The organism is uncultured Dialister sp., from assembly GCF_900541605.1.
Classification (GTDB): domain Bacteria; phylum Bacillota; class Negativicutes; order Veillonellales; family Dialisteraceae; genus Dialister.
This window is the reverse complement of the sequence record NZ_UQKJ01000001.1, coordinates 29085-48577: the sequence shown is the minus strand read 5'-3', so window position 1 is coordinate 48577 and position 19493 is coordinate 29085. Positions and strand designations below refer to the sequence as shown.

General features: G+C 53.2%; 14 protein-coding genes, 1 tRNA gene and 1 pseudogene. 15 read left to right on the top strand and 1 reads right to left on the bottom strand.

The annotated features are described in order from the left end of the window. Nucleotides 1–401, bottom strand: a 401-nt coding sequence (locus QZR21_RS00200; RefSeq protein ID WP_296973109.1) for a dihydrodipicolinate synthase family protein, incomplete at its 3' end; no start/stop codon positions are given. A 195-nt stretch (nt 402–596) separates the two neighbouring features. On the opposite strand from QZR21_RS00200, the pseudogene QZR21_RS00195 reads away from it, so the two are divergent. The 15 genes and pseudogenes from QZR21_RS00195 to QZR21_RS00125 form a co-directional block, all read left to right on the top strand. Then, nucleotides 597–1031, top strand: a pseudogene (locus QZR21_RS00195) (L-serine ammonia-lyase, iron-sulfur-dependent, subunit alpha); the annotation flags it as partial. A 249-nt stretch (nt 1032–1280) separates the two neighbouring features. After that, complete coding sequence (locus QZR21_RS00190; RefSeq protein ID WP_296097277.1) at nt 1281–2462, top strand: glycosyltransferase; 1182 nt, start codon at nt 1281–1283, stop codon at nt 2460–2462. 19 nt (nt 2463–2481) lie between these two features. Next, the gene (locus tag QZR21_RS00185) at nt 2482–3549 is read left to right on the top strand and encodes a glycosyltransferase family 9 protein (protein WP_296097275.1); all 1068 of its coding nucleotides are present in this window, start codon (nt 2482–2484) and stop codon (nt 3547–3549) included. Nucleotides 3550–3879: 330 nt separating this feature from the next. Further along, a complete protein-coding gene (gene miaB, locus QZR21_RS00180) occupies nt 3880–5226 on the top strand; it encodes a tRNA (N6-isopentenyl adenosine(37)-C2)-methylthiotransferase MiaB (protein WP_296097273.1) in 1347 nt (448 codons plus the stop codon). Nucleotides 5227–5325: 99 nt separating this feature from the next. Next, on the top strand, nt 5326–7890 hold the full coding sequence (gene mutS / locus QZR21_RS00175; RefSeq protein ID WP_296097271.1) for a DNA mismatch repair protein MutS: 2565 nt from the start codon (nt 5326–5328) through the stop codon (nt 7888–7890). Then, on the top strand, nt 7890–9821 hold the full coding sequence (mutL, locus tag QZR21_RS00170; RefSeq protein ID WP_296973103.1) for a DNA mismatch repair endonuclease MutL: 1932 nt from the start codon (nt 7890–7892) through the stop codon (nt 9819–9821). Before mutS ends, mutL begins: the two co-directional genes overlap by 1 nt. Continuing rightward, on the top strand, nt 9818–10600 hold the full coding sequence (locus QZR21_RS00165) for a class I SAM-dependent methyltransferase (RefSeq protein WP_296097267.1): 783 nt from the start codon (nt 9818–9820) through the stop codon (nt 10598–10600). The genes mutL and QZR21_RS00165 overlap by 4 nt, the downstream gene beginning before the upstream one ends. Continuing rightward, a complete protein-coding gene (gene miaA / locus QZR21_RS00160) occupies nt 10597–11523 on the top strand; it encodes a tRNA (adenosine(37)-N6)-dimethylallyltransferase MiaA (protein ID WP_296097265.1) in 927 nt (308 codons plus the stop codon). The genes QZR21_RS00165 and miaA overlap by 4 nt, the downstream gene beginning before the upstream one ends. Then, nucleotides 11513–11713 (top strand): RNA chaperone Hfq, encoded by a 201-nt coding sequence (gene hfq / locus QZR21_RS00155; protein ID WP_296097263.1) that lies wholly within the window; start codon nt 11513–11515, stop codon nt 11711–11713. The genes miaA and hfq overlap by 11 nt, the downstream gene beginning before the upstream one ends. 9 nt (nt 11714–11722) lie before the next feature. Next, nucleotides 11723–12967: a methionine gamma-lyase family protein gene (locus QZR21_RS00150; protein ID WP_296097261.1), complete on the top strand. Its 1245-nt coding sequence runs from the start codon at nt 11723–11725 to the stop codon at nt 12965–12967. A 193-nt stretch (nt 12968–13160) separates the two neighbouring features. Then, nucleotides 13161–13237 (top strand) — tRNA-Val (locus tag QZR21_RS00145). 290 nt (nt 13238–13527) lie between these two features. Next, nucleotides 13528–13998: a YhcH/YjgK/YiaL family protein gene (locus QZR21_RS00140; protein WP_296097258.1), complete on the top strand. Its 471-nt coding sequence runs from the start codon at nt 13528–13530 to the stop codon at nt 13996–13998. Nucleotides 13999–14162: 164 nt separating this feature from the next. Continuing rightward, the gene (locus tag QZR21_RS00135; protein WP_296097256.1) at nt 14163–15341 is read left to right on the top strand and encodes an efflux RND transporter periplasmic adaptor subunit; all 1179 of its coding nucleotides are present in this window, start codon (nt 14163–14165) and stop codon (nt 15339–15341) included. Nucleotides 15342–15350: 9 nt separating this feature from the next. Beyond that, nucleotides 15351–18488: an efflux RND transporter permease subunit gene (locus tag QZR21_RS00130; protein WP_296973096.1), complete on the top strand. Its 3138-nt coding sequence runs from the start codon at nt 15351–15353 to the stop codon at nt 18486–18488. Nucleotides 18489–18816: 328 nt separating this feature from the next. Next, complete coding sequence (locus tag QZR21_RS00125; protein WP_296097252.1) at nt 18817–19407, top strand: GDSL-type esterase/lipase family protein; 591 nt, start codon at nt 18817–18819, stop codon at nt 19405–19407. Nucleotides 19408–19493 lie beyond the last annotated feature (86 nt).

The following is a 19493-nucleotide window of genomic DNA, read 5'->3' as shown; positions in this document are numbered from 1 at the left end:
TAGGGCAGGTCGGGTGCGCCGGAGGCGGCGAAAGCGCAGCATTCCACCAGGCGCTGGACAGTGCCGGGCTTGTAGTAGGAGGGAGCAAGGGAACTGGTGGCCACGAATCCACACTCCTGGGCAAAAGCGGCCAGTTCCCGGGCGTCCCAGACGCTGTTGGAACCGGTATGGGCGATAACTTCCACGCCATGCTTGGCGGAGGCTTCCTTCCAGGCGGAATAGATTTCCTTGCGTTCTTCAAGCTGCATGGAGGAGGATTCACCGGTACTGCCGGTAATGAAAGCAAGCTTGATGCCATGGGAGGCAAGCAGCTTGGCCTGGGCGTCAACGCTGGAAGGATTCAGAGAACCATCCGCCTTGAACGGAGTATGTACGGCGGCCACCAGGCCGTGGAGTTTCAATGACGTGTCCATATTGTATAGTGATATGAAAATAATTCGGGGCGATGATTGCAAATCATCTTGGGAAAGACAATCCCTGAATCCTCCTGAATCAAAAAAGACCACATGAAAAAATGCGCGTGAGCGCAGATGCAGAGAATTCTTCAAAACGCTGGAGGGAACGGTCTATTGGTTCATAACGTGATGCGGCGATTTGGCCGGGTGATTGCAGAAAAGGCATCCATTGCCGGCGCTGTCGGCGGCTGCCAGGCGGAATGCGGCGCTGCCTGCGGCATGGCGGCCGCTGCGGCGGTGGACCTTCTGAAGGGGTCCACGGAACAGATGGGGAATGCCTTTGCCCTGGCCCTGAAAAATATCCTGGGCCTGGTCTGCGATCCGGTGGGAGGCCTCGTGGAGGTGCCCTGTGTGAAGCGGAACGCTTTCCATGCGGTCCACGCCCTCCTGGCGGCGGATATGGCCATGAACGGCATCAAGAGCGTCATTCCGCCGGATGAGGTCATCGAAGCCATGGGCGATGTGGGACGGCGGCTGCCGGTGGAACTGAAGGAGACAAGCCGGGCAGGCCTGGCCATGACAAAGACCGGCAGGAAAATCAACGATGAACTTGTGAAGCGGGCGAAGGAAATTTAATAAGGCCGAGGTCGAGATTGAGATCGAGGGAACCAGGGAAGCACTGATTAATTCGCAGAGTCAGATTTCATAAGGATTTTTATGCACTGCTTCGTCATAATCCTCGTTACATAGCTGGCTTTTGGCTGTCAGGAAAGCTCACGGCTTTACGGCTTGATTATCTGGTCATACCTGATGGAGAAGCGCCTTATAGTATCGACACTCGACACTTAATACTCAACTTTTATATCATTTTTCAGGAGGGCTCCTATGAACCTGTTACTCGTGAATCTCCATAAATTTGTGGGCTACAGCGGCGGCATCGAGCATGTACTGTCACGGATGGCGCAGGCCATGAAGGACAGGGGCTATGACGTGTCTGTGGCCATGGCCGATGAAAGGGAGGGCTCTCCTTTTTATCCGGTCCCGGAGGGTGTGGATTTCTATAATATTTTCCACATGGACGGCATGGCGCCAGTCCATACGGGGGCAGCGGACAAGATTCTACGGGAGGCCACCCGCCTCTTCAGCAAGGAAGGGGCAAGGAACAGGAACTATAAAATCCTCCGGAAAGCGGAAAAGGGGATGGAACGGGTACTGGAACTGGCAAAGCCCGATGTCATTGTCTCTTTCCGGGAACCGACGGGGCGGCTCCTCCTGGAGGGGCTTCACACGGATATCCCGGTAATTTCCATGCTTCATAATGACCCGGATGAAATATTCCTCCATTCCCCTCTGGCGGAAAAGAAAGCACTGGAGAGGAGTGCGGCTATCCAGGTACTCATGCCGTCGTTCATCCAAAAAGCGGAGAAATATCTGGATTACGGCCATTTCGTCTATATTCCCAATGCGGTGAACGTACCGAAGGTCCATTCTTCGGCGGGGGAGGAAAAAAACCACCACCTGATTACCAATGTGGGCCGGGTTACCGGACGGACCAAGCGGCAGCACCTTCTGGTGGAAGCCTTCAGCCTGGTTGCCTCCGATTTCCCGGACTGGGAAGTCAATATATGGGGAGATACTTACGATAAGGCCTATGTGGCGGCTCTGAAGAAATTGATTCACAGCAGGCACCTGGAGGAACGGGTGCACCTTAAGGGCACTACCAGAGATATGGCCAGCGTCTGGAAGGATACGGATATTTTTGCCTTTCCCAGCCACCATGAGGGATTCCCTCTGGCCCTGTCAGAAGCCATGGCCGTGGGAATACCGGCAGTGGGCTACCGTTCCTGCTCCTCGGTGAATGAACTGATCAGGGACGGGGAAAACGGTTTCCTCGTGGAAGAGGGGCCGGAACCTTTCAGCCGGGCACTCCGGACACTCATGGAAGACAGGGAGCTCCGAGGCCGGCTCGGGGAGGGCGCCAGAGAATCGATGAAGCCCTTTTACCCCGATGCGGTGTGGGATTCCTGGGACCGGCTTATCCGGAAAACAATAGATAAAGGCCTGTAAAGCAGGAGTAAGGAACCATATGAAAGAAACTAATGTGAATGCAGACTTGAGCCACAAGACCATTGTGCTTATTTATATGCTCTATTTCGGGGACATGGTGTCCATTACCCCATTCCTGGAGGTCCTTCGCCGGGCGGCGGTGGGGTCTAAAATCATCCTTGTCATGGATGCCCGGTTCCAGGATGCGGTCCGGTACAATCCCAATGTGGATGTGATCGTCCCCTTTGACCGGCACGGGAAAGAAAAAGGCATGGGGGCCACCTGGAAACTGGGAAAAAAGCTCGCTGCCCTTCATCCCGATATCCTTCTCACCCTTCATGGGACCACCAGAAGCACGATCCTTGCCCTGGCCATGCATCCAAAGCACTGGGGCGGCGAAGCGGGTACCCGGATTGACTCTCTCTTCATGGATTGGCCCATGACCATTGAGACCTATAATTCCCATGCCGTAGACAAGTACCTGAAAGTGCTGGAACGGCTGGGGGTAAAGGACCTCCACCACAGCGGCATGCGGACCTACACCTGCGATGCCTGGGAAAAACGGGCAGACGATTTCTTCCGGTCTAAGGGTATCGGTGAAGGAGACCGTCTCCTGGGCCTCTCCGTAGGAAGTTCCACGGCAGAGAAGAACTGGCCGGCTAAAAATTATGGGAAAGTGGCGGACCACTTTGCAGAAAAAGGGATGATTCCTGTTTTCTTCGGCGTACCGTCGGAAAGGAAACTCATCGATGAAGCCCTGTCAGTCATGAAAAACAAAACTGCCATCATAGCGGCAGGAGAACTGTCCATGGGGGAATTTATGGCTGCTGCCGGCCGCTGCTCCCTGGCCTTTACCAATGACAGCGGACCTATGTATGTATTTGACAGCCGGGGGGTCCCGACCATTGCCATGTTTGGGCCAAGCAATGCGAAATTCCACCATCCCCTGGGTCCCTGTTCCAAGGCCCTTTCGTCCTGGGATATGCCCATGGGACCGGAACATGTCAACAAGACCATAGCCTCCGGGAAGTACACGCCTATTTCCAAGATTTCTGTGGAACAGGTCATAGAGGCAGGGGAGGAAGCCCTTCGTAAGGCAGGGAAATAAGAGGGAAACCGGAATCGGACCGAAGGCCTGAAAAATCAGGAATGAAGAATGGCGGCGGTCCACGAAAGTGTGGGAGTGACCGTGTGCTGGCCCGGTCGGAAAGACCTGTTTTTCCATTGTCCGCCATTCTTTGCTTCCCTTGCAATCAATTCTCAATTCTCAACTCTTTTTTAATTACAGGGACTGGATTTCCATGGTGAAATCCAATCCTTTTTTATCTGTTAAAACCGGCCGGTCCAATGGGGAAGAAAATCCCGTAAAACATGAATTTCATAAAAATGGTATAATATCATAATGGCTTTATTATGCGTTGTTTACAGGAGGTAAGTCGTGGAAGAGAAACGGCTCACAGGCGAAAAACTTTACTATACAATTACTTATGGCTGCCAGATGAATGAAAGTGATACGGAGCGTATCAACGGGCAGCTGGAAGAACTGGGATACAAACCGGCGGAGAACATGGAAGATGCGGATATTGTCATCATGAATACCTGCTCGGTCCGGCAGAATGCGGAAGAAAAGGTGTATGGGAAAATCGGGGAAATCAAGAAGCTGAAAGAGAAGAATCCCCACATGCTCCTCGGCATTGCCGGCTGCATGGCCCAGGAAAATAAGGGAAAGCTCATCGAACGGATGCCGATCATCGATTTTGTCATGGGACCTTACCATATTCATGACCTGAAGGATATCATCACGAAGGAAACCGCCACCGGCGGCCATGTGGTGAAAACGGAGCGGAATCCCCACAGCGTGAACGATTACAGCGAGCTCCATGCGGTGAGAAAGTCAAAAATCTTTGCATGGATTCCCATTATGCAGGGCTGCAACAAGTTCTGCACCTACTGTATTGTTCCCTATGTGCGGGGCCGGGAAATCAGCCGGACCATCCCCGATATCTGCGGGGAAATCCGCCAGCTTGCCAAAGAGGGGTACAAGGAAATCACCCTTCTGGGACAGAATGTCAATTCCTATGGACTCGATTTCCGGAATGGCACGAATTTCGCAGACCTTATCCGGGCTATCGATGAAATCGACGGCATCGAACGGGTACGGTACATGACTTCCCACCCAAGGGATATGACCTTCGACATGGTGGATGCCATGGCAGCTTCCCCGAAGGTGGTGCGCCATATGCACCTGCCCGTGCAACACGGGTCCAATGAAATGCTTCGCCGCATGAACCGGGGGTATACCATCGAACATTTCAAGGAACTCCTTGCCTACGTGCGGGAGAAAATGCCCGATATCGCTGTGACTACGGACCTGATTACCGGATTCCCGGGAGAAACGGAAGCTATGCACGAAGAAACCCTGAAGCTTCTGGAAGACCTGCGCTTTGATTCGGCCTATACCTTCATCTATTCCCCAAGGACAGGGACTCCGGCGGCCCGGATGGAAGATCAGATCGATGATGCCACAAAGCATCGCCGGCTGCAGGAACTGATGGATACGGAAAATCCGATTTCCCTGGCCCTCAATAAAAAGATGGAGGGCCATACCTATGAAATCATCGTAGAAGGACCGTCCAAGCAGGATGAAAACCACTGGTATGGCCGCACGTCTTCCAATAAGATGATTCTCTTCCCCCATAAGGAAGGCATCCATGTGGGAGATACGGTGAAGGCAAAGGTGGACCTGGCCCAGACCTGGGTGCTCAAGGGAGAACTGGTGGAGTGAGGATTCGGGCCGAAGGCCCTGTAGATCTAGATCTGGATCTAGACCCTTAGCGGCGGAGCCGTAGAATTTTGCTATCATTATTTCAAACAGGAGGGTGACATGGCAAAGACTCCTTTAATGGCACAATATAAGCAGGTAAAGGATGGATACAAGGACTGCCTCCTTTTCTATCGGCTCGGCGATTTTTATGAGCTCTTTTATGATGATGCCCTGACGGCATCCCATGAACTGGAACTGACGCTGACAGGGAAAAATGCAGGTCCCGAAGGCCGGGTACCCATGTGCGGCATCCCTTTCCATGCGGCGGAAATTTACATTTACCGGCTCATCCAGAAGGGCTATAAGGTGGCCATCTGCGAACAGCTGGAGGACCCCAAGAAGGCAAAGGGCCTTGTGAAGCGGGACGTGATCCGGGTCATTACGCCGGGCACCATTCTCTTTGAAAATTCCATTGCCGACAAATCCAACAATTACCTGATTTATATCATGGAGGCCGATAAGGAAATTGATGCGGTGCTGGCCGATGTTTCTACCGGTGAATGCTGGTGGGGGGTGTGGGACAAGAAGAAGGAAAAAGACGATTTCTTCGACATGCTTTCCGTCTATTCCCCGGCAGAGGCTGTATGCTCTGTGTCCGATGAATTCTATGGGAAACTGACCAGCTTCTGCGCTGCCCGGCTGGGGGCCTGCCTCATGTCCCGGTCCGAATCGGAGGAGGAAGGGGACATTCCGCCGGCCGCCGCTTCCATTGATAATGACAATGTGCAGCTCGTTTTCCGGCGGCTGTCGGCGTACCTGAAGGATGTCATGAAGACAGAGGCCGCCACGTTCCATTCGGTGCAGCCCATGAGGGAAGACCATACGCTTACTCTGTCGGAAGAGTGCCTGCGGAACCTGGAAATCACGAGAAACATGCGGGATGGCGGTCGGAAGGGAACGCTCCTGGAACTTCTGGACTATACCCATACCGCCATGGGAGCGCGGCTGCTCAAACGGTGGCTGGAACGGCCGCTGACCGATGTGAACCGGATTACCCTCCGTCAGAATGGTATCGAAGAACTCACCACCCATATGACGGAGCTTACGAACCTGGAGGACATGCTGTCCCAGGTGTTCGATTTCGAACGAATCCTTGGCCGTATCGAGGCAAATTCCACATCCCCCAAGGACCTCCTGGCCCTGAAGGCCAGCCTGAAAATGGTGCCCCATATCAAGAACCTTTTAAGTGGGGCGGGGTCGGTGATCCTGAAGAAACTGAATGCCCAGATCGGCATCCACGGCCCGGTGTATGACCTGCTGGACCGTTCCATGAATGAAAATGGTACCGGCAATATCCGGGACGGAAAATATATCAAAGAGGGATTTTCCTCTGAGCTGGATGAGGTCCGCTCCCTTTCCGAGAACAGCCAGAAATATATTGCGGATCTGGAGGAGCGGGAAAAGGAAAAAACCGGCATTAAGCTGAAAATCGGATTCAACAATGTATTCGGCTATTATTTCGAAATTTCCAATGCCAATAAGATTCCAGTGCCGCCTTACTATATGAGGAAGCAGACACTGGTGAACGCGGAACGGTACATTACGCCGGAACTGAAGGAATTTGAGGCGAAGGCTCTGACGGCAAAGGAAAAGACGGAGGAGCTGGAACTGAAGATTTACCAGGCCGTGAAGGCGGAAATCCGTCCGGAAATCCCGGACATGCAGAAGACCGCCAGAGCCCTGGCCCAGCTGGACTGCCTGGCCAGCCTTGCCCGGGCAGCCCTGAAGGACCGGTATGTGAAGCCGGAGATTACCAATGCCAGGGAAGGCCGGATTACCATCAAAGATGGCCGTCATCCCATGGTGGAGCATGCGCTGAAGCGGGAAATGTTCGTACCTAACGATACGGAGCTGAACCACAGGGACCAGGAAATCCTCGTCATCACGGGCCCCAATATGGCAGGCAAATCCACCTACATGCGGCAGGTGGCGGTGCTGACCATTATGGCCCAGGTGGGGTCCTTCATCCCGGCGCGGAGTGCCTCTTTCTCCCCGGTGGACCGCATATTTACCAGGGTCGGAGCCAGCGACGATATTTCTACGGGCCAGAGTACATTCATGGTGGAAATGCAGGAAGTTTCCCATATCCTCCGGAATGCCACGAAGAACAGCCTTATCCTGCTCGATGAAATCGGCCGGGGGACCAGTACCTACGACGGCATGAGCATTGCCCGGGCGGTGGTGGAATATATCGATGAAAAAATCCACGGGTTTACCCTCTTTGCCACCCATTACCATGAACTGTCGGACATGGCGGATCACAGCAGCCACATTAAAAACTATACGGTCACCGTCAAGGAACGGGGGAAGGATATTACCTTCCTTCGCCGCATCGTGCCGGGCTGCGCCGACAGGAGCTATGGCATCCACGTGGCAAGGCTGGCGGGGCTGCCGGAGTCCCTTCTGAAACGGGCCGATGATATCCTCCAGTCTCTGGAAGAAAAGGACGGCGTGAAGCCGGCTGCGGCTCCCGTCAGACAGGGGCAGGACAGTCCCATGGGCATGGACCTTTTCACATCCCCCATTATCGATGAACTGGCGAACATGGATGTTATGAGTAAAACCCCCATTGAGGCCATGGAAATCCTGTTCCGCCTCAGTAAGGAAGCAAAGGAGGGAAGATAATGGCACTGATTCATGTGCTCGATGAAGTCACGGCAAACCAGATTGCTGCCGGTGAAGTGGTGGAGCGTCCGGTAAATGCGGTGAAAGAACTGGTGGAAAACGCGGTGGACGCAGGGGCCCATGAAATCGAAGTGGAAATCGCCGACGGCGGCATGACCTATATCCGGGTCACCGACGACGGCTGCGGCATGTCCGAGGAGGATGCCAGGCTCTCGGTCATCCGCCATGCCACCAGCAAGATTTCTACGGTGGATAATATTTACCACATCGCTTCCCTGGGGTTCCGGGGAGAGGCACTCCCCAGTATTACCTCCGTTTCCCGCTCTTCCATTACCACCCGCCGCAATGAAGACGTGGAAGGTACGGTGCTGGAGATGGAGGGGGGCGAAATCAAAGAAGTAAAGCCCTGCGGAGCCCCGGCAGGGACTACGGTGGAAGTGCGGGACCTCTTCTATAACGTACCGGCCCGCAAGAAGTTCCTGAAGTCCGAACGGACCGAGTCCAGCCGGATCAACAGCATGGTGGGAAAGCTGGCGCTGGCAAATCCGGATATTGCGTTCCGCCTCATCAATAATGGCCGCACCGTCATCGAAACCCCGGGAAACGGGCGCTTGATCGATGTGGTCTCTGCCCTTTATGGTACGAAGACCGCCGGTGAAATGCTGGATGTGAAGGATGAGGGGAATGATGTTTTCCTGGAAGGCCTCATTTCCAAGCCTTCCCTTCTGAAAAGCAGCCGCCAGTACCAGACCATCATCATCAACCGGCGGGTGGTGGAAAGCGCGGTGGTCACAAAGGCAGTGGATAATGCGTACCATTCCCTGCTCCCGAAGAACGGATATCCCCTCATGGTCCTTTCTTTCCAGGTGCCGCCGGAAAGTATTGACGTGAACGTGCATCCACAGAAGCGGGAAATCAAATTCTCCGATGAACAGGCCCTGTTCCGCCTCGTTTACCATGCGGTGCTGGGGACGCTGACTTCCCAGTCCACGGCGGACAGTATCGCCCGTGAAATGATCCGGGACCCGGGCCATGAAATTGTCCATGGCGGCAGCTTCAGGCCCGGTGATGTCCGAGTGGAAGACAGGCCGTCCGGAAAGCCGGATATCGGCCTTTCTGAAGAAACGGCGTCAAAATCGTCCTGGGGAGAGCCGGCCGGATCTTCCTACCAATCCCGGTCCCAGGGTTCCTTTACGGGAGAAGAACGGAGGGCGCCCGGGGGACCGGCCTATGTGCCCGATACGGACAGGAAAGACCTTTTCTCCGGTCATTCCGTATTCAGCGGATATCGGAAGGAAGAGGGAAAATCAGAAGAAAAGAAGGCAGTCACTGCGGATCCCCTCTTTGAAGAAGAAAAACAGGAGGACCCGGTGATTCCTTTGGGGCAGGTATCGGACTGCTTTATCCTTTGCCAGCATGGGAAGGACCTCCTCATTATCGACCAGCATGCGGCCCATGAACGGGTGCGGTATGACCACCTGGCAGAGCGGGCAGAGGGAATCCCGGTGCAGGAAATCCTGGTTCCCTATCTCATTCACGTGGACAGCGAGGATATACCCCTGCTGGCAGATAAAAAGAAAGATATCGAAAGGCTGGGCATTACCTTTGAACAGGCGGGGCCCAATGTCATCCGCATCACCGGGGCGCCGGAGGATCTGTCCCAGTCTGAAATGGAACGGGTGGTACAGGAACTGGTGAAGGCGTACCACGAAAAGGATGTGCCTTCTCCGGAGACCATGCGGCACCGCATGATGGCCTACGCAGCCTGCCGGGGCGCCATCAAGCGGGGGAATCCCCTGAATATCCGGCAGATGAAGGAGCTCATTACGGACCTCTTCCACACATCCCGTCCCTTTGTGTGTCCCCATGGCAGACCTACCATTGTCAAGTTCACACCCACAGAACTGGGAAGGCTCTTCAAACGGCCATGACCATCGGTGTGACTACCATCCGGAATGTGACGAGGCCGGTGAAAGAGGAGGCCTGGAGGAGGGCAGAGGCCCTGGGTCTTCCCTTTTTCCGGCGGGAAGGCACCTTGGATGATATGATTTCTACTTTCCGGCTGGAGGGACTCCTGGTATATGGAAAGGATCTGCCCTATTACTATGCCGGCAGGGGGGAGTACCATTACCATTTCGGCACAGCGGTGCTCCGGAAAGAGCAGATGAAGCAGGGCCACGAAGACCGCCTCTGCCGCCTGCTTCCGGAAAAAGAGGGCCTCTCGGTGCTGGACGCCACATTCGGCCAGGGAGGGGACTCCCTTACCATGAGCTGGTTTCTGGGAAACCGGGGCCATGTGACGGCCCTGGAAAAGAGCAGGGCCCTCTATGAAATCGGGCAGGCTGCCATTGCTTCCTTCCGGGACCCGAAGGATAAGGAACTTACGGAAGCGCTTCGGCGGATTACCCTGATCCATGGCGATTTCCTTTCTTTCCTCCGGGAAGCGGGGCCGAAGAGCTTTGATGTCATTTATTTTGATCCCATGTTCAAGGCGCCGGTGAAACGGAGAGAAAATAATATGGAAGGATTCCGCCGGGCAGCGTCCTATGATTCCCTGACGGAAGAAGCGCTGGAGCTGGCCCGGAAGGCGGCGGGTATGCGGATTATCGTGAAGGAACGACCCTTTTCCAGCCTCTTTTCTACGGGCCTCTTCCGCTTCGTGGACAGGAGGCGGGGGCAGAGTACGGCTTACGGGGTGATTGATGTATGAAAAAAGATAAACTCATAACCATACTGGGCCCTACGGCATCAGGAAAGACGGATCTCTCCATTTACCTGGCGAAAGCACTGGGGTCATCCATTATTTCCGGCGATGCATTCCAGGTTTACCGGCACATGGACATCGGTACCGCCAAAGTGACAAAAGAAGAGGCCCAGGGGGTTCCCCATTACCTGGTGGACGAACTGGAGCCTTCGGAGCCCTGGTCAGCCGCCGATTTCCAGGAAAGGGCTCGAAAGATTATTCACGAGGAAAACAAGGCGGGCCGCATTCCCATCGTCTGTGGCGGTACAGGTCTCTATATCCAGGGCCTTCTGGAGGGGTACTCTTTCCTGCCCAAAGGAAAGGGGAGAAGCCACTGGGAGACCATGCTGGAAGAAAGAGGAAAGGAAGCCCTGGTGGAAGCACTGAAGGAAAGGGGAGAAGGGGATATCCCTCCTGACCCCCAGCGGATGGTGCGAAAACTGGAACTCCTTGAGGCTGGCGAGGGAGATGAAAAGCCCCAAAAGGCGAATTTCCTTCTTTTTGATGGTCCTGTTTTAGGAATTGCTATGGACAGGACCGTTTTATATGATAGAATAAATAAGCGAGTCCATCTCATGATTGAAGCAGGACTCCTGGACGAAGTCAGGCAGCTCCTGGCCTCCGGCCTTTCTGAATCATCCCAGGCACTGAAGGGAATCGGCTATAAAGAGCTCATTCCTGTGGTGAAAGGGGAGCGGACCTTAGAGGAAGGGGAAGCATTGATCCAGAAAAATACCAGGCACTTTGCCAAAAGGCAGATGACCTGGTATAGACGAATGCCATATATTCACTGGGTGGAACGGGGTCCATCAGAAGAAGACATATGGTACAGGGAAATCAAGGCCTATGTCATTTCATATTTCAGAGGAGAAAACAACGATGGAAGGTAAACTGAATCTGCAGGATACATTTTTAAATGAAGCAAGGAAGGAAAATGCGGCGGTAGCTATTTTCCTGATGAATGGAGTCCAGCTGAAGGGCCGGGTCAAATCGTTTGACAGCTTTACTGTGCTCCTTGTCAGTGAAAACCGTTCCCAGCTCATTTACAAACACGCAATATCAACAATTCAAAGGATCTGATGACAACAAATGAATAAAAAACTGGAACAGGTACAGAAAGAGGCGCTTGCTCTTTGTGCGCCTGTTTTTCATGAAATGGAAGAGATTTCCCTCTTCAATACACAGAAAGTACTGGAAGCATTCCGGAAACACCATCTTTCCGCCTATCATTTCGCAGCGTCCAACGGCTATGGCTACGGGGACCCGGGCAGGGAGAAACTGGAAGAGATCTGGTGCGATGTTTTCCATGCAGAAAGCGCACTGGTGCGGCCGCAGTTCGTGTCCGGCACCCATGCACTGGCTACGGTGCTCCTGGCCCTTCTCAATCCGGGAGATACCATGGTTTCTGCCGTAGGAGCTCCCTATGACACCATGGAAAGCGTCATCGGCATTACAGGCAATGCGCCGGGAAACCTGAAGTCCAGAGGAGTCCATTACAAGGAAGTCCCCCTGAAAGGCAATACCTATGACCTCAAGGCCATTTCCGATGCCGTAGATGAACATACAAAACTGGTGGAAATCCAGCGGTCCCGGGGATATATGCTGCGGGATTCCCTTTTCCCATCGGATATTAAGAAAATCATTGAAACCGTAAAAGCAAAGAACCCGGACACCATCTGCTTCGTGGATAACTGCTACGGCGAATTTACAAACAAAGAAGAACCGATTGAACTGGGCGCCGATATTACTGCAGGCTCCCTCATTAAAAATGCCGGCGGCGGCCTGGCACCGACGGGAGCCTACATCTGCGGCCGGAAGGACCTAGTGGAACTGTGCTCCTATGTATGGACAGCTCCGGGCCTTGGAGCGGAAATGGGATCCTACGCCGCTTCCTACCGTCCCTTCTTCCAGGGACTTTTCCTGGCACCTCACATGACGAGACAGGCCATGATGAGTGCTGAATTCTGTTCTGCTGTTTTTAAGCTTCTGGGATTCAAGACGTCCCCGGAACCGGGTCATCTCCGTACAGACCTCATTACCACGGTGACACTGGATTCGGAAGAAAACATGTGCCGCTTTGCAGAAGCCATCCAGAACTGGTCTCCCGTAGATTCCGATGCTACGCCGGTACCCGGTCCCATGCCGGGATATGTGGACCCCATCATCATGGCAGCAGGTACCTTCGTCCAGGGCTCTACCATTGAAATGTCTGCCGACGGCCCTGTCCGCCCGCCCTATGTAATGTATTTCCAGGGGGGCCTTACCTTCGAACATGCCCAGCTGGCCATCATGGGAGCTGCAGAAAAGGTACTGGAAGCCCAGGGTAAGATATAAGTAAGATGGAGACCGAAGTTGAGATCGAGGGGAGGACCGCAGGCCTGAATCCGGGTCCGACCATAAGCGGCCCGGGCCTGTTTCTTACCGGGCAGGATTACGGCTTACAGTGAAGCTGCTGAATCCTCTTCAAATAAAATTATTACACAGGCTTAACATTTCTGACCATTCGTGGTATAATAGTTCTCGTCATGGGGCTATAGCTCAGTTGGTCAGAGCGCTTCGCTCACATCGAAGAGGTCTCCGGTTCGAACCCAGATAGTCCCACCAAACCCCGCCTACGGCGGGTTTTTTAATGCCCCGATTCAAGGGGACAGTAAACAGGACATAAGGGTCAATCCCCACCTGTGCAGGTCCCTGGATAAGGGCCGTGCCAGCTCCGGAAATGGATTGATGGCAGGGAAGGATATCCGATGATACCCCATCCATGATACTTACTCATGGTATGTTTCTGAATGAATATATTTTTTCTGCATTTCAGCAGGGAAGATTCTGAAGTTTTGTGGTAATATAGGGCAGTGCCTGATTTTTGAAAAAATGAAACATATAAGGAGGATTATATGATTACCGGCGATATCCATCATCTGGAAGCCTACAAAAGACAGCTTCCTTCTTTTATTTATGAATGCCTCAAAGCGGTGAAGCACTTTCCTTTTTCTGAAAAGGAAGACGGTAAGTACGATATTCTGGGATGCGCCATGTCCGTGGAGTCTCCCATGACGGAAAAGGTGGAGGACCGGAAGCTGGAAGGCCATAAGAAGTTTATTGACATCCAGTTTGAAATCTATGGGGAAGAAGAATGGATCGGCGTGGAGACGTCCTTTGAAGCGGGCCCCTGCATCGAAGCCCATGAAGACAGGGATCTCTATTTCTACAAATCCGGAAGGAATGGAGAATCCCGTGTGTATTTCACCACCGGCCGGTTTGCTGTTTTCTTCCCGGAAGACCTGCACCGCCCGCTCTGCATGGGAGATACAGGGGCCTGCCAGCTACGGAAAGCCGTGGTAAAGGTCCCCGTGGAAAGGGTATAAAAAATTTCTTCACCATTGTCATAGAGCATTGGTACCGAACTCCATATTGACTATTGGTCAACTGTTTGTTATGATAAGAAAGATTCATAAGAGTATACAGGATTGTTTGAGTCTGTTTCATTTTTCCCAATTTTACTCTTCCATCTTTTTCAAGGGGGTTATGTATGAGATATAAGAAGTTAGCTGCCGCTATCATGGCAGCCGGTTTCCTTCTGTCCGCCGGCGCGCTCATGGGCGGATGCGGCTCTTCCAAACAGGCAGGAGCCCAGCAGCAGGCCATGAAGGTGACGACCTTTAAGCCTTTTAAATCGGATACCCCGATTATGAGGGAATATACCGGCTCTATTATGGCGCTGCAGGAGGTACCGGTGCGGGCCAAGGTGTCCGGTACGGTGATGGAGAAATATATTTCCGGTGGGGCCCAGGTAGTTCAGGGCCAGCCCCTGTTCCGGCTGGATACCAGAAACTATTCTTCCAGCCTTGCCGCAGCCCAGGCCAGTGCAGCCCAGGCATCGGCAAACTATGAAAATGCGAACCGGGATCTGGCCCGTTATGACCAGCTGATCCAGTCCGGTGCCATTTCCCAGAAAACCTATGACAGCCAGAAAGCGGCCACCGATGCTTATAAAGGTGTGCTGGATGCAGCGGAAGCACAGGTCAATATTGCTTCCAATAACCTGAACGATACCATCGTGGTGGCTCCTTTCAACGGCACCCTTTCCATGGATGACGTGAACGTAGGAACCTACGCTACCGCTGGTACTACAGCTCTGGTGACCATTTCTTCTTCGGACCCCATTTACGTGCAGTTCGATATGTCTGAAAGCGAATACCTGTCCCTGAAGAAACAGAATGCGGAACTGGGAGATAACCTGAAGCTCCGTCTTTCCGACGGCACCATCTACGGGGAAACGGGCAAAATCGTCCAGGTAAACCCATCTATGACCGGTGGCCAGCTGTCCATGAAGGCTGCCTTCCCAAACCCCGATAACCTCCTTGTACCCGGCATGTATGCCTCCATTGTTTCGGATAACGAAATTGCCAAAGGCAGTATTCTCATCCCCACAAAGGCCCTTGTACAGCTCCTGGATAAGGATATGGTGGACGTGGTGGTAGATGGAAAGGTGACACAGAAGGCTGTCAAAGTAGGAGGTACCTACGGTATTTATTCCATCATTGTAAGTGGAATCGATGCCAATGATATGATCATTGTGGATGGCCAGAATAAAGTGAAGGTCGGCCAGGCTGTAGAGGCTGAGGAAACGACGAAAGATAAACTGGAGTCCGATGCTGCGGCATCTGTCAAAGGCCAGACCGCTTCCGACCGCAAAAACGGAAAGTAAGGTGGGACTATGGCAAATTTCTTTATCAAACGTCCTATCTTTGCTATCGTTGTGGCTCTGGTTATTTCCATTGCCGGCCTCATCTGTATCTTTACGCTCCCCATGGACCGGTATCCGAAAATCACGCCGCCCCAGGTATCCGTTCGTGCTACCTATTCCGGCGCTGATGCGGAGGTTGTGGCCCAGACGGTGGCGGAAGTCATCGAAAAGAATGCGGTGTCAGTGGAAGGCTTTGAAAGTATGTCTTCCAGCAGTAACTCCAACGGTTCCTACGTACTGACAGTGCAGTTCCTGACGGGGACAGACTCCGATATGGCTACGGTCCGCACACAGAATGCAGTCACTGCTTCCGATGCCAGCCTGCCGGATACGGTCCGTAATATCGGCGTTACCACCAAAAAATCGTCCGGCGACATGGCTCTTGTAGTCAGCTTCTATTCGCCGAACGGCACCTATGATAAGAACTTCCTGAAGAACTACTTCAGCATGAACTATCTGGATGAACTGAAGACCATCAAGGGCGTCGGTACGGTCCAGGAATTCGGTTCTGACTACGCCATGCGTATCTGGATGGATCCGACGAAAATGGCGCAGAACAATATCACCGCTTCTGAAATCATCTCTGCCGTAACGAACCAGAACCAGCAGATTGCTGCCGGCAATATCGGTGCGGCTCCGGTGACAAAGGACCAGCCCTTCCAGTATGTGGTTACCGCCAAGGGCCGTCTGGTGACAGCGGAAGAATTCGGCAACATTATCCTTCGTACGAATAAAGACGGCAGCCTCCTTCACCTGAAGGATGTAGCCCGGACGGAATTGGATGCAAGGAACTATGATTTCATCTCCCGCGCCGGCAATTATGAAACCTCCGCCGTTGCCTTCTCCCTCACCGACGATGCAAACGCCGTGGAAACCATCGGCGCCATCAAGGCGAAGCTGGCGGAAGACGCAAAGACATTCCCCGATGACATGAAGTACGTCATCAACATGGATAACACCGATTTCATTTACGCCTCCATCAAGGAAGTGCTCCATACCTTCGTGGAAGCCCTCATCATCGTAGCCATCATCGTGTACATTTTCCTCCAGAACTGGCGGTCCACCCTGATTCCTATGATTGCGGTGCCGGTATCACTGCTCGGTACTTTTGCTTCCTTCAAAGTTCTTGGATTTACCATCAATACCCTGACCCTCTTTGCCATGGTCCTGGCCATCGGCCTTGTCGTGGATGATGCCATCGTGGTAATCGAAGCCGTGGAATACGAAATGCGGTACAACAACCTGAATCCCCGGCAGGCAACCGTGGCGGCCATGAAAAAGGTGCAGAGCCCGGTTATCGGCGTCGCTGTGGTGTTGTCAGCCGTATTTATTCCGGTTGCCTTCCTCGGCGGCATCATGGGTATCCTGTATAAGCAGTTCGCTTTAACCATTGCAGTATCCGTCATTCTTTCCGCATTTACCGCCCTCTCCCTGACGCCGGCTCTCTGCGCGGGGCTCCTGAAGCCGAACAAGAAACAGGCGGATAAGGGACGGCTGGACCGTTTCTGGGACCGCTTCAACAATGGTTTCGACCATATGGTTGAAGTTTATGGAGCCATCCTGGCCCGTTTGGCCCATGCCATTTATGTGCCTATCGGGGTGCTGGCAGTCCTCTTTGTGGCGGCTACGTTTATGTTTATCAAGCTGCCGACGGCCTTCATTCCCCAGGAAGATAACGGATTCTTCCTGAATGCTTTCCAGCTCCCTGAAGGTTCTGTCAATGTCCGTACTGCCCAGTATGTGACGGAATTCCTGAAGTACATGGGCAAAGACCCGGCAGTACAGGTGACCCAGGGCGTTGTGGGCTTTGATATTCTTTCTGATGGCCAGAAGCCGAATGCCGGCCTCTCTTTCATCAAGCTGAAACCCTGGGATGAACGAAAGACCAAGGACCAGCAGCTTGATGCGGTCATGGCCAGGGCCTTCGCTTTCAATGCCACCCATCCCGGTGTGACACTGATGCCCCTGAACCCGTCGCCTATTCCGGGTCTCGGTGCTTCCGGCGGTTTCACCATGTACATCCAGAATAAGAATGGCGATTCCAATGAAGCCATGCAGGCCGTGGTGAACCAGTTCCTGGCCGCTGCCAACCAGCGCCCGGAAATCCAGCAGGCCTACACCACATTCCGCATGGATACGCCATCTTACAATTACGATGTGGACAGAGACAAGGCGGCCAAGTACGGCGTCAATGTGAGCGATATCTTCACCGCCCTCCAGGCCTTCTACGGCTCTGTACAGATCAACGATTTCACCCGTTTCGGCCGTAACTTCAAAGTTGTGGCCCAGGCGGATACCCAGTACCGCATGAGCCCGACGGACAACAAGTTCATGTCTGTCCGTGATTCCAGCGGTAATATGGTACCTATCAGCAACTTCATTACTCCGAAGAAAGGGAACGCCGTATCTGTCATTACCCGGTTCGATAACTTCCCGGCCGTTAAGATCGGCGGCAGCCAGGCTGCAGGCTACTCTTCCGGCCAGGCCCTGAATGCGCTGGAAGAAGTGGCAAAGGAAACCCTGCCGAACGGCTACGGATATGCCTTTGCTGAATCCTCGGCACAGGAACGGGAGGCCAGCGGCAAGACAGTCTACGCACTGGCTTTGGGCATGCTCTTCGTATTCCTGTCCCTGGCAGCTCTCTACGAAAGCTGGAAAGTGCCATTCTCCGTTATCCTGGGTATTCCGACAGGTTTCTTTGGAGCCTGCCTCGGTGCCTTTGTTTTCAATGTGTACAATGATATTTATTTCCAGATTGGCCTTCTGACAATCATCGGCCTGGCGGCAAAGAACGCCATACTGATTGTAGAATATGCGAAGGTCCGTGTGGACAGCGGCATGGAACTGGTGAAAGCCTCTATCGAAGCGTCCAAGATTCGTCTCCGTCCTATCCTCATGACCTCCCTGGCATTTATCCTCGGCAACGTACCGCTGGCCCTGTCCACCGGTGCCGGATCTGTATCCCGCTCCGAAATGGGTATCGCCGTAGTATTCGGTGTGCTGTCGGCTACGTTCTTCCAGATTTTCATCGTCCCCATGCTGTTCATCGTTATCGAACGGATCCATGGGTTCCGCAAACCGAAGAAACCGGTTTCCGTCGATGAATAATCGGTAATACCGGATCTAAGGAAGTGCTGATTAATTCGCAGAGTCAGATTTCATAAGGATTTTTATGTACTGCTTCGTCATAACTCTCCTTAAATAGCTCGCTATTCGCGTCGAGTTATTCCTTGCATTGCATAAAAATCCAAGAATGAAATCTGACAACGATTTAATCAGTGCTTCCCTAAAAATCCTGAAAAGTGAGAAATCATTTTTCAGGATTTTTTCTTTTCCCTGGCAGGCTGTCAGGGGAAGGGGAGAGCTTTCCTGGCTGCCATCCACTGATTCGGCAGGCGAAGCAATTCCATGCTACAATAAAACAGAGGTGATTACGATGGGAAAGACCTGGGACAAAAATCAGATAACCGCTATCCACTGCTTCGGCGACAGCCTCACAGAGGGCTATGGTGTAGGGCAGGGGGAAGGATGGGTGGATCTTCTGGGGAAACGGATGAAATCCATTTCCTTTTATAATCATGGGGTCTGCGGGGCATTGGCAGTGGATATCCTGGACAGCCTTTTTGAGGCCTCTTTCCGCCCGGAAGAGGGGGAGGCGTTTTTCTTCATGGCCGGCACCAACGATATTCTCACAGGTCTCCAGCTGAGCGTTCTGGAACGGGATGTGTCCCGGGGAATCCGGAGTATGGCCAGGGCAATTCCCCTTACACTGGGTATCCCGCCCCAGACCACGGCAAACAGTATTGAGACCGGCTGGCAGGCGGCCTACGTGTATGAAAGAAACAGGAAGGATCTCGCTGAATATGCCCGGTTTTTGAGGAACCTGGCGGAGGATGAAGGCATTCCATCCATTGATTTCTTTCGCGGCCTTCCTGCGGACGACCGCTGGTTCACTGACGGGGTCCATCCCAACAGCAAAGGCTATGATAAGATGGCCCAGTTGGCCATGAAAGTGTGGAAGAAATGACGGATCGCTGCCTGTAGGGATGGAATAGGGGGATTGTACCGGTGGGAGCCGATGGAGGCTGCCCAATCCATATAGTCCTGCTTTAT

Excerpts from the sequence above, each read along its gene's own strand:
- QZR21_RS00190 (WP_296097277.1), top strand. The coding sequence starts at position 1,281 with ATGAACCTGTTACTCGTGAATCTCCATAAATTTGTGGGCTACAGCGGC.
- QZR21_RS00185 (WP_296097275.1), top strand. The coding sequence starts at position 2,482 with ATGAAAGAAACTAATGTGAATGCAGACTTGAGCCACAAGACCATTGTG.
- mutS (WP_296097271.1), top strand. The coding sequence starts at position 5,326 with ATGGCAAAGACTCCTTTAATGGCACAATATAAGCAGGTAAAGGATGGA.
- mutL (WP_296973103.1), top strand. The coding sequence starts at position 7,890 with ATGGCACTGATTCATGTGCTCGATGAAGTCACGGCAAACCAGATTGCT.
- QZR21_RS00165 (WP_296097267.1), top strand. The coding sequence starts at position 9,818 with ATGACCATCGGTGTGACTACCATCCGGAATGTGACGAGGCCGGTGAAA.
- miaA (WP_296097265.1), top strand. The coding sequence starts at position 10,597 with ATGAAAAAAGATAAACTCATAACCATACTGGGCCCTACGGCATCAGGA.
- hfq (WP_296097263.1), top strand. The coding sequence starts at position 11,513 with ATGGAAGGTAAACTGAATCTGCAGGATACATTTTTAAATGAAGCAAGG.
- QZR21_RS00150 (WP_296097261.1), top strand. The coding sequence starts at position 11,723 with ATGAATAAAAAACTGGAACAGGTACAGAAAGAGGCGCTTGCTCTTTGT.
- QZR21_RS00140 (WP_296097258.1), top strand. The coding sequence starts at position 13,528 with ATGATTACCGGCGATATCCATCATCTGGAAGCCTACAAAAGACAGCTT.
- QZR21_RS00135 (WP_296097256.1), top strand. The coding sequence starts at position 14,163 with ATGAGATATAAGAAGTTAGCTGCCGCTATCATGGCAGCCGGTTTCCTT.
- QZR21_RS00130 (WP_296973096.1), top strand. The coding sequence starts at position 15,351 with ATGGCAAATTTCTTTATCAAACGTCCTATCTTTGCTATCGTTGTGGCT.
- QZR21_RS00125 (WP_296097252.1), top strand. The coding sequence starts at position 18,817 with ATGGGAAAGACCTGGGACAAAAATCAGATAACCGCTATCCACTGCTTC.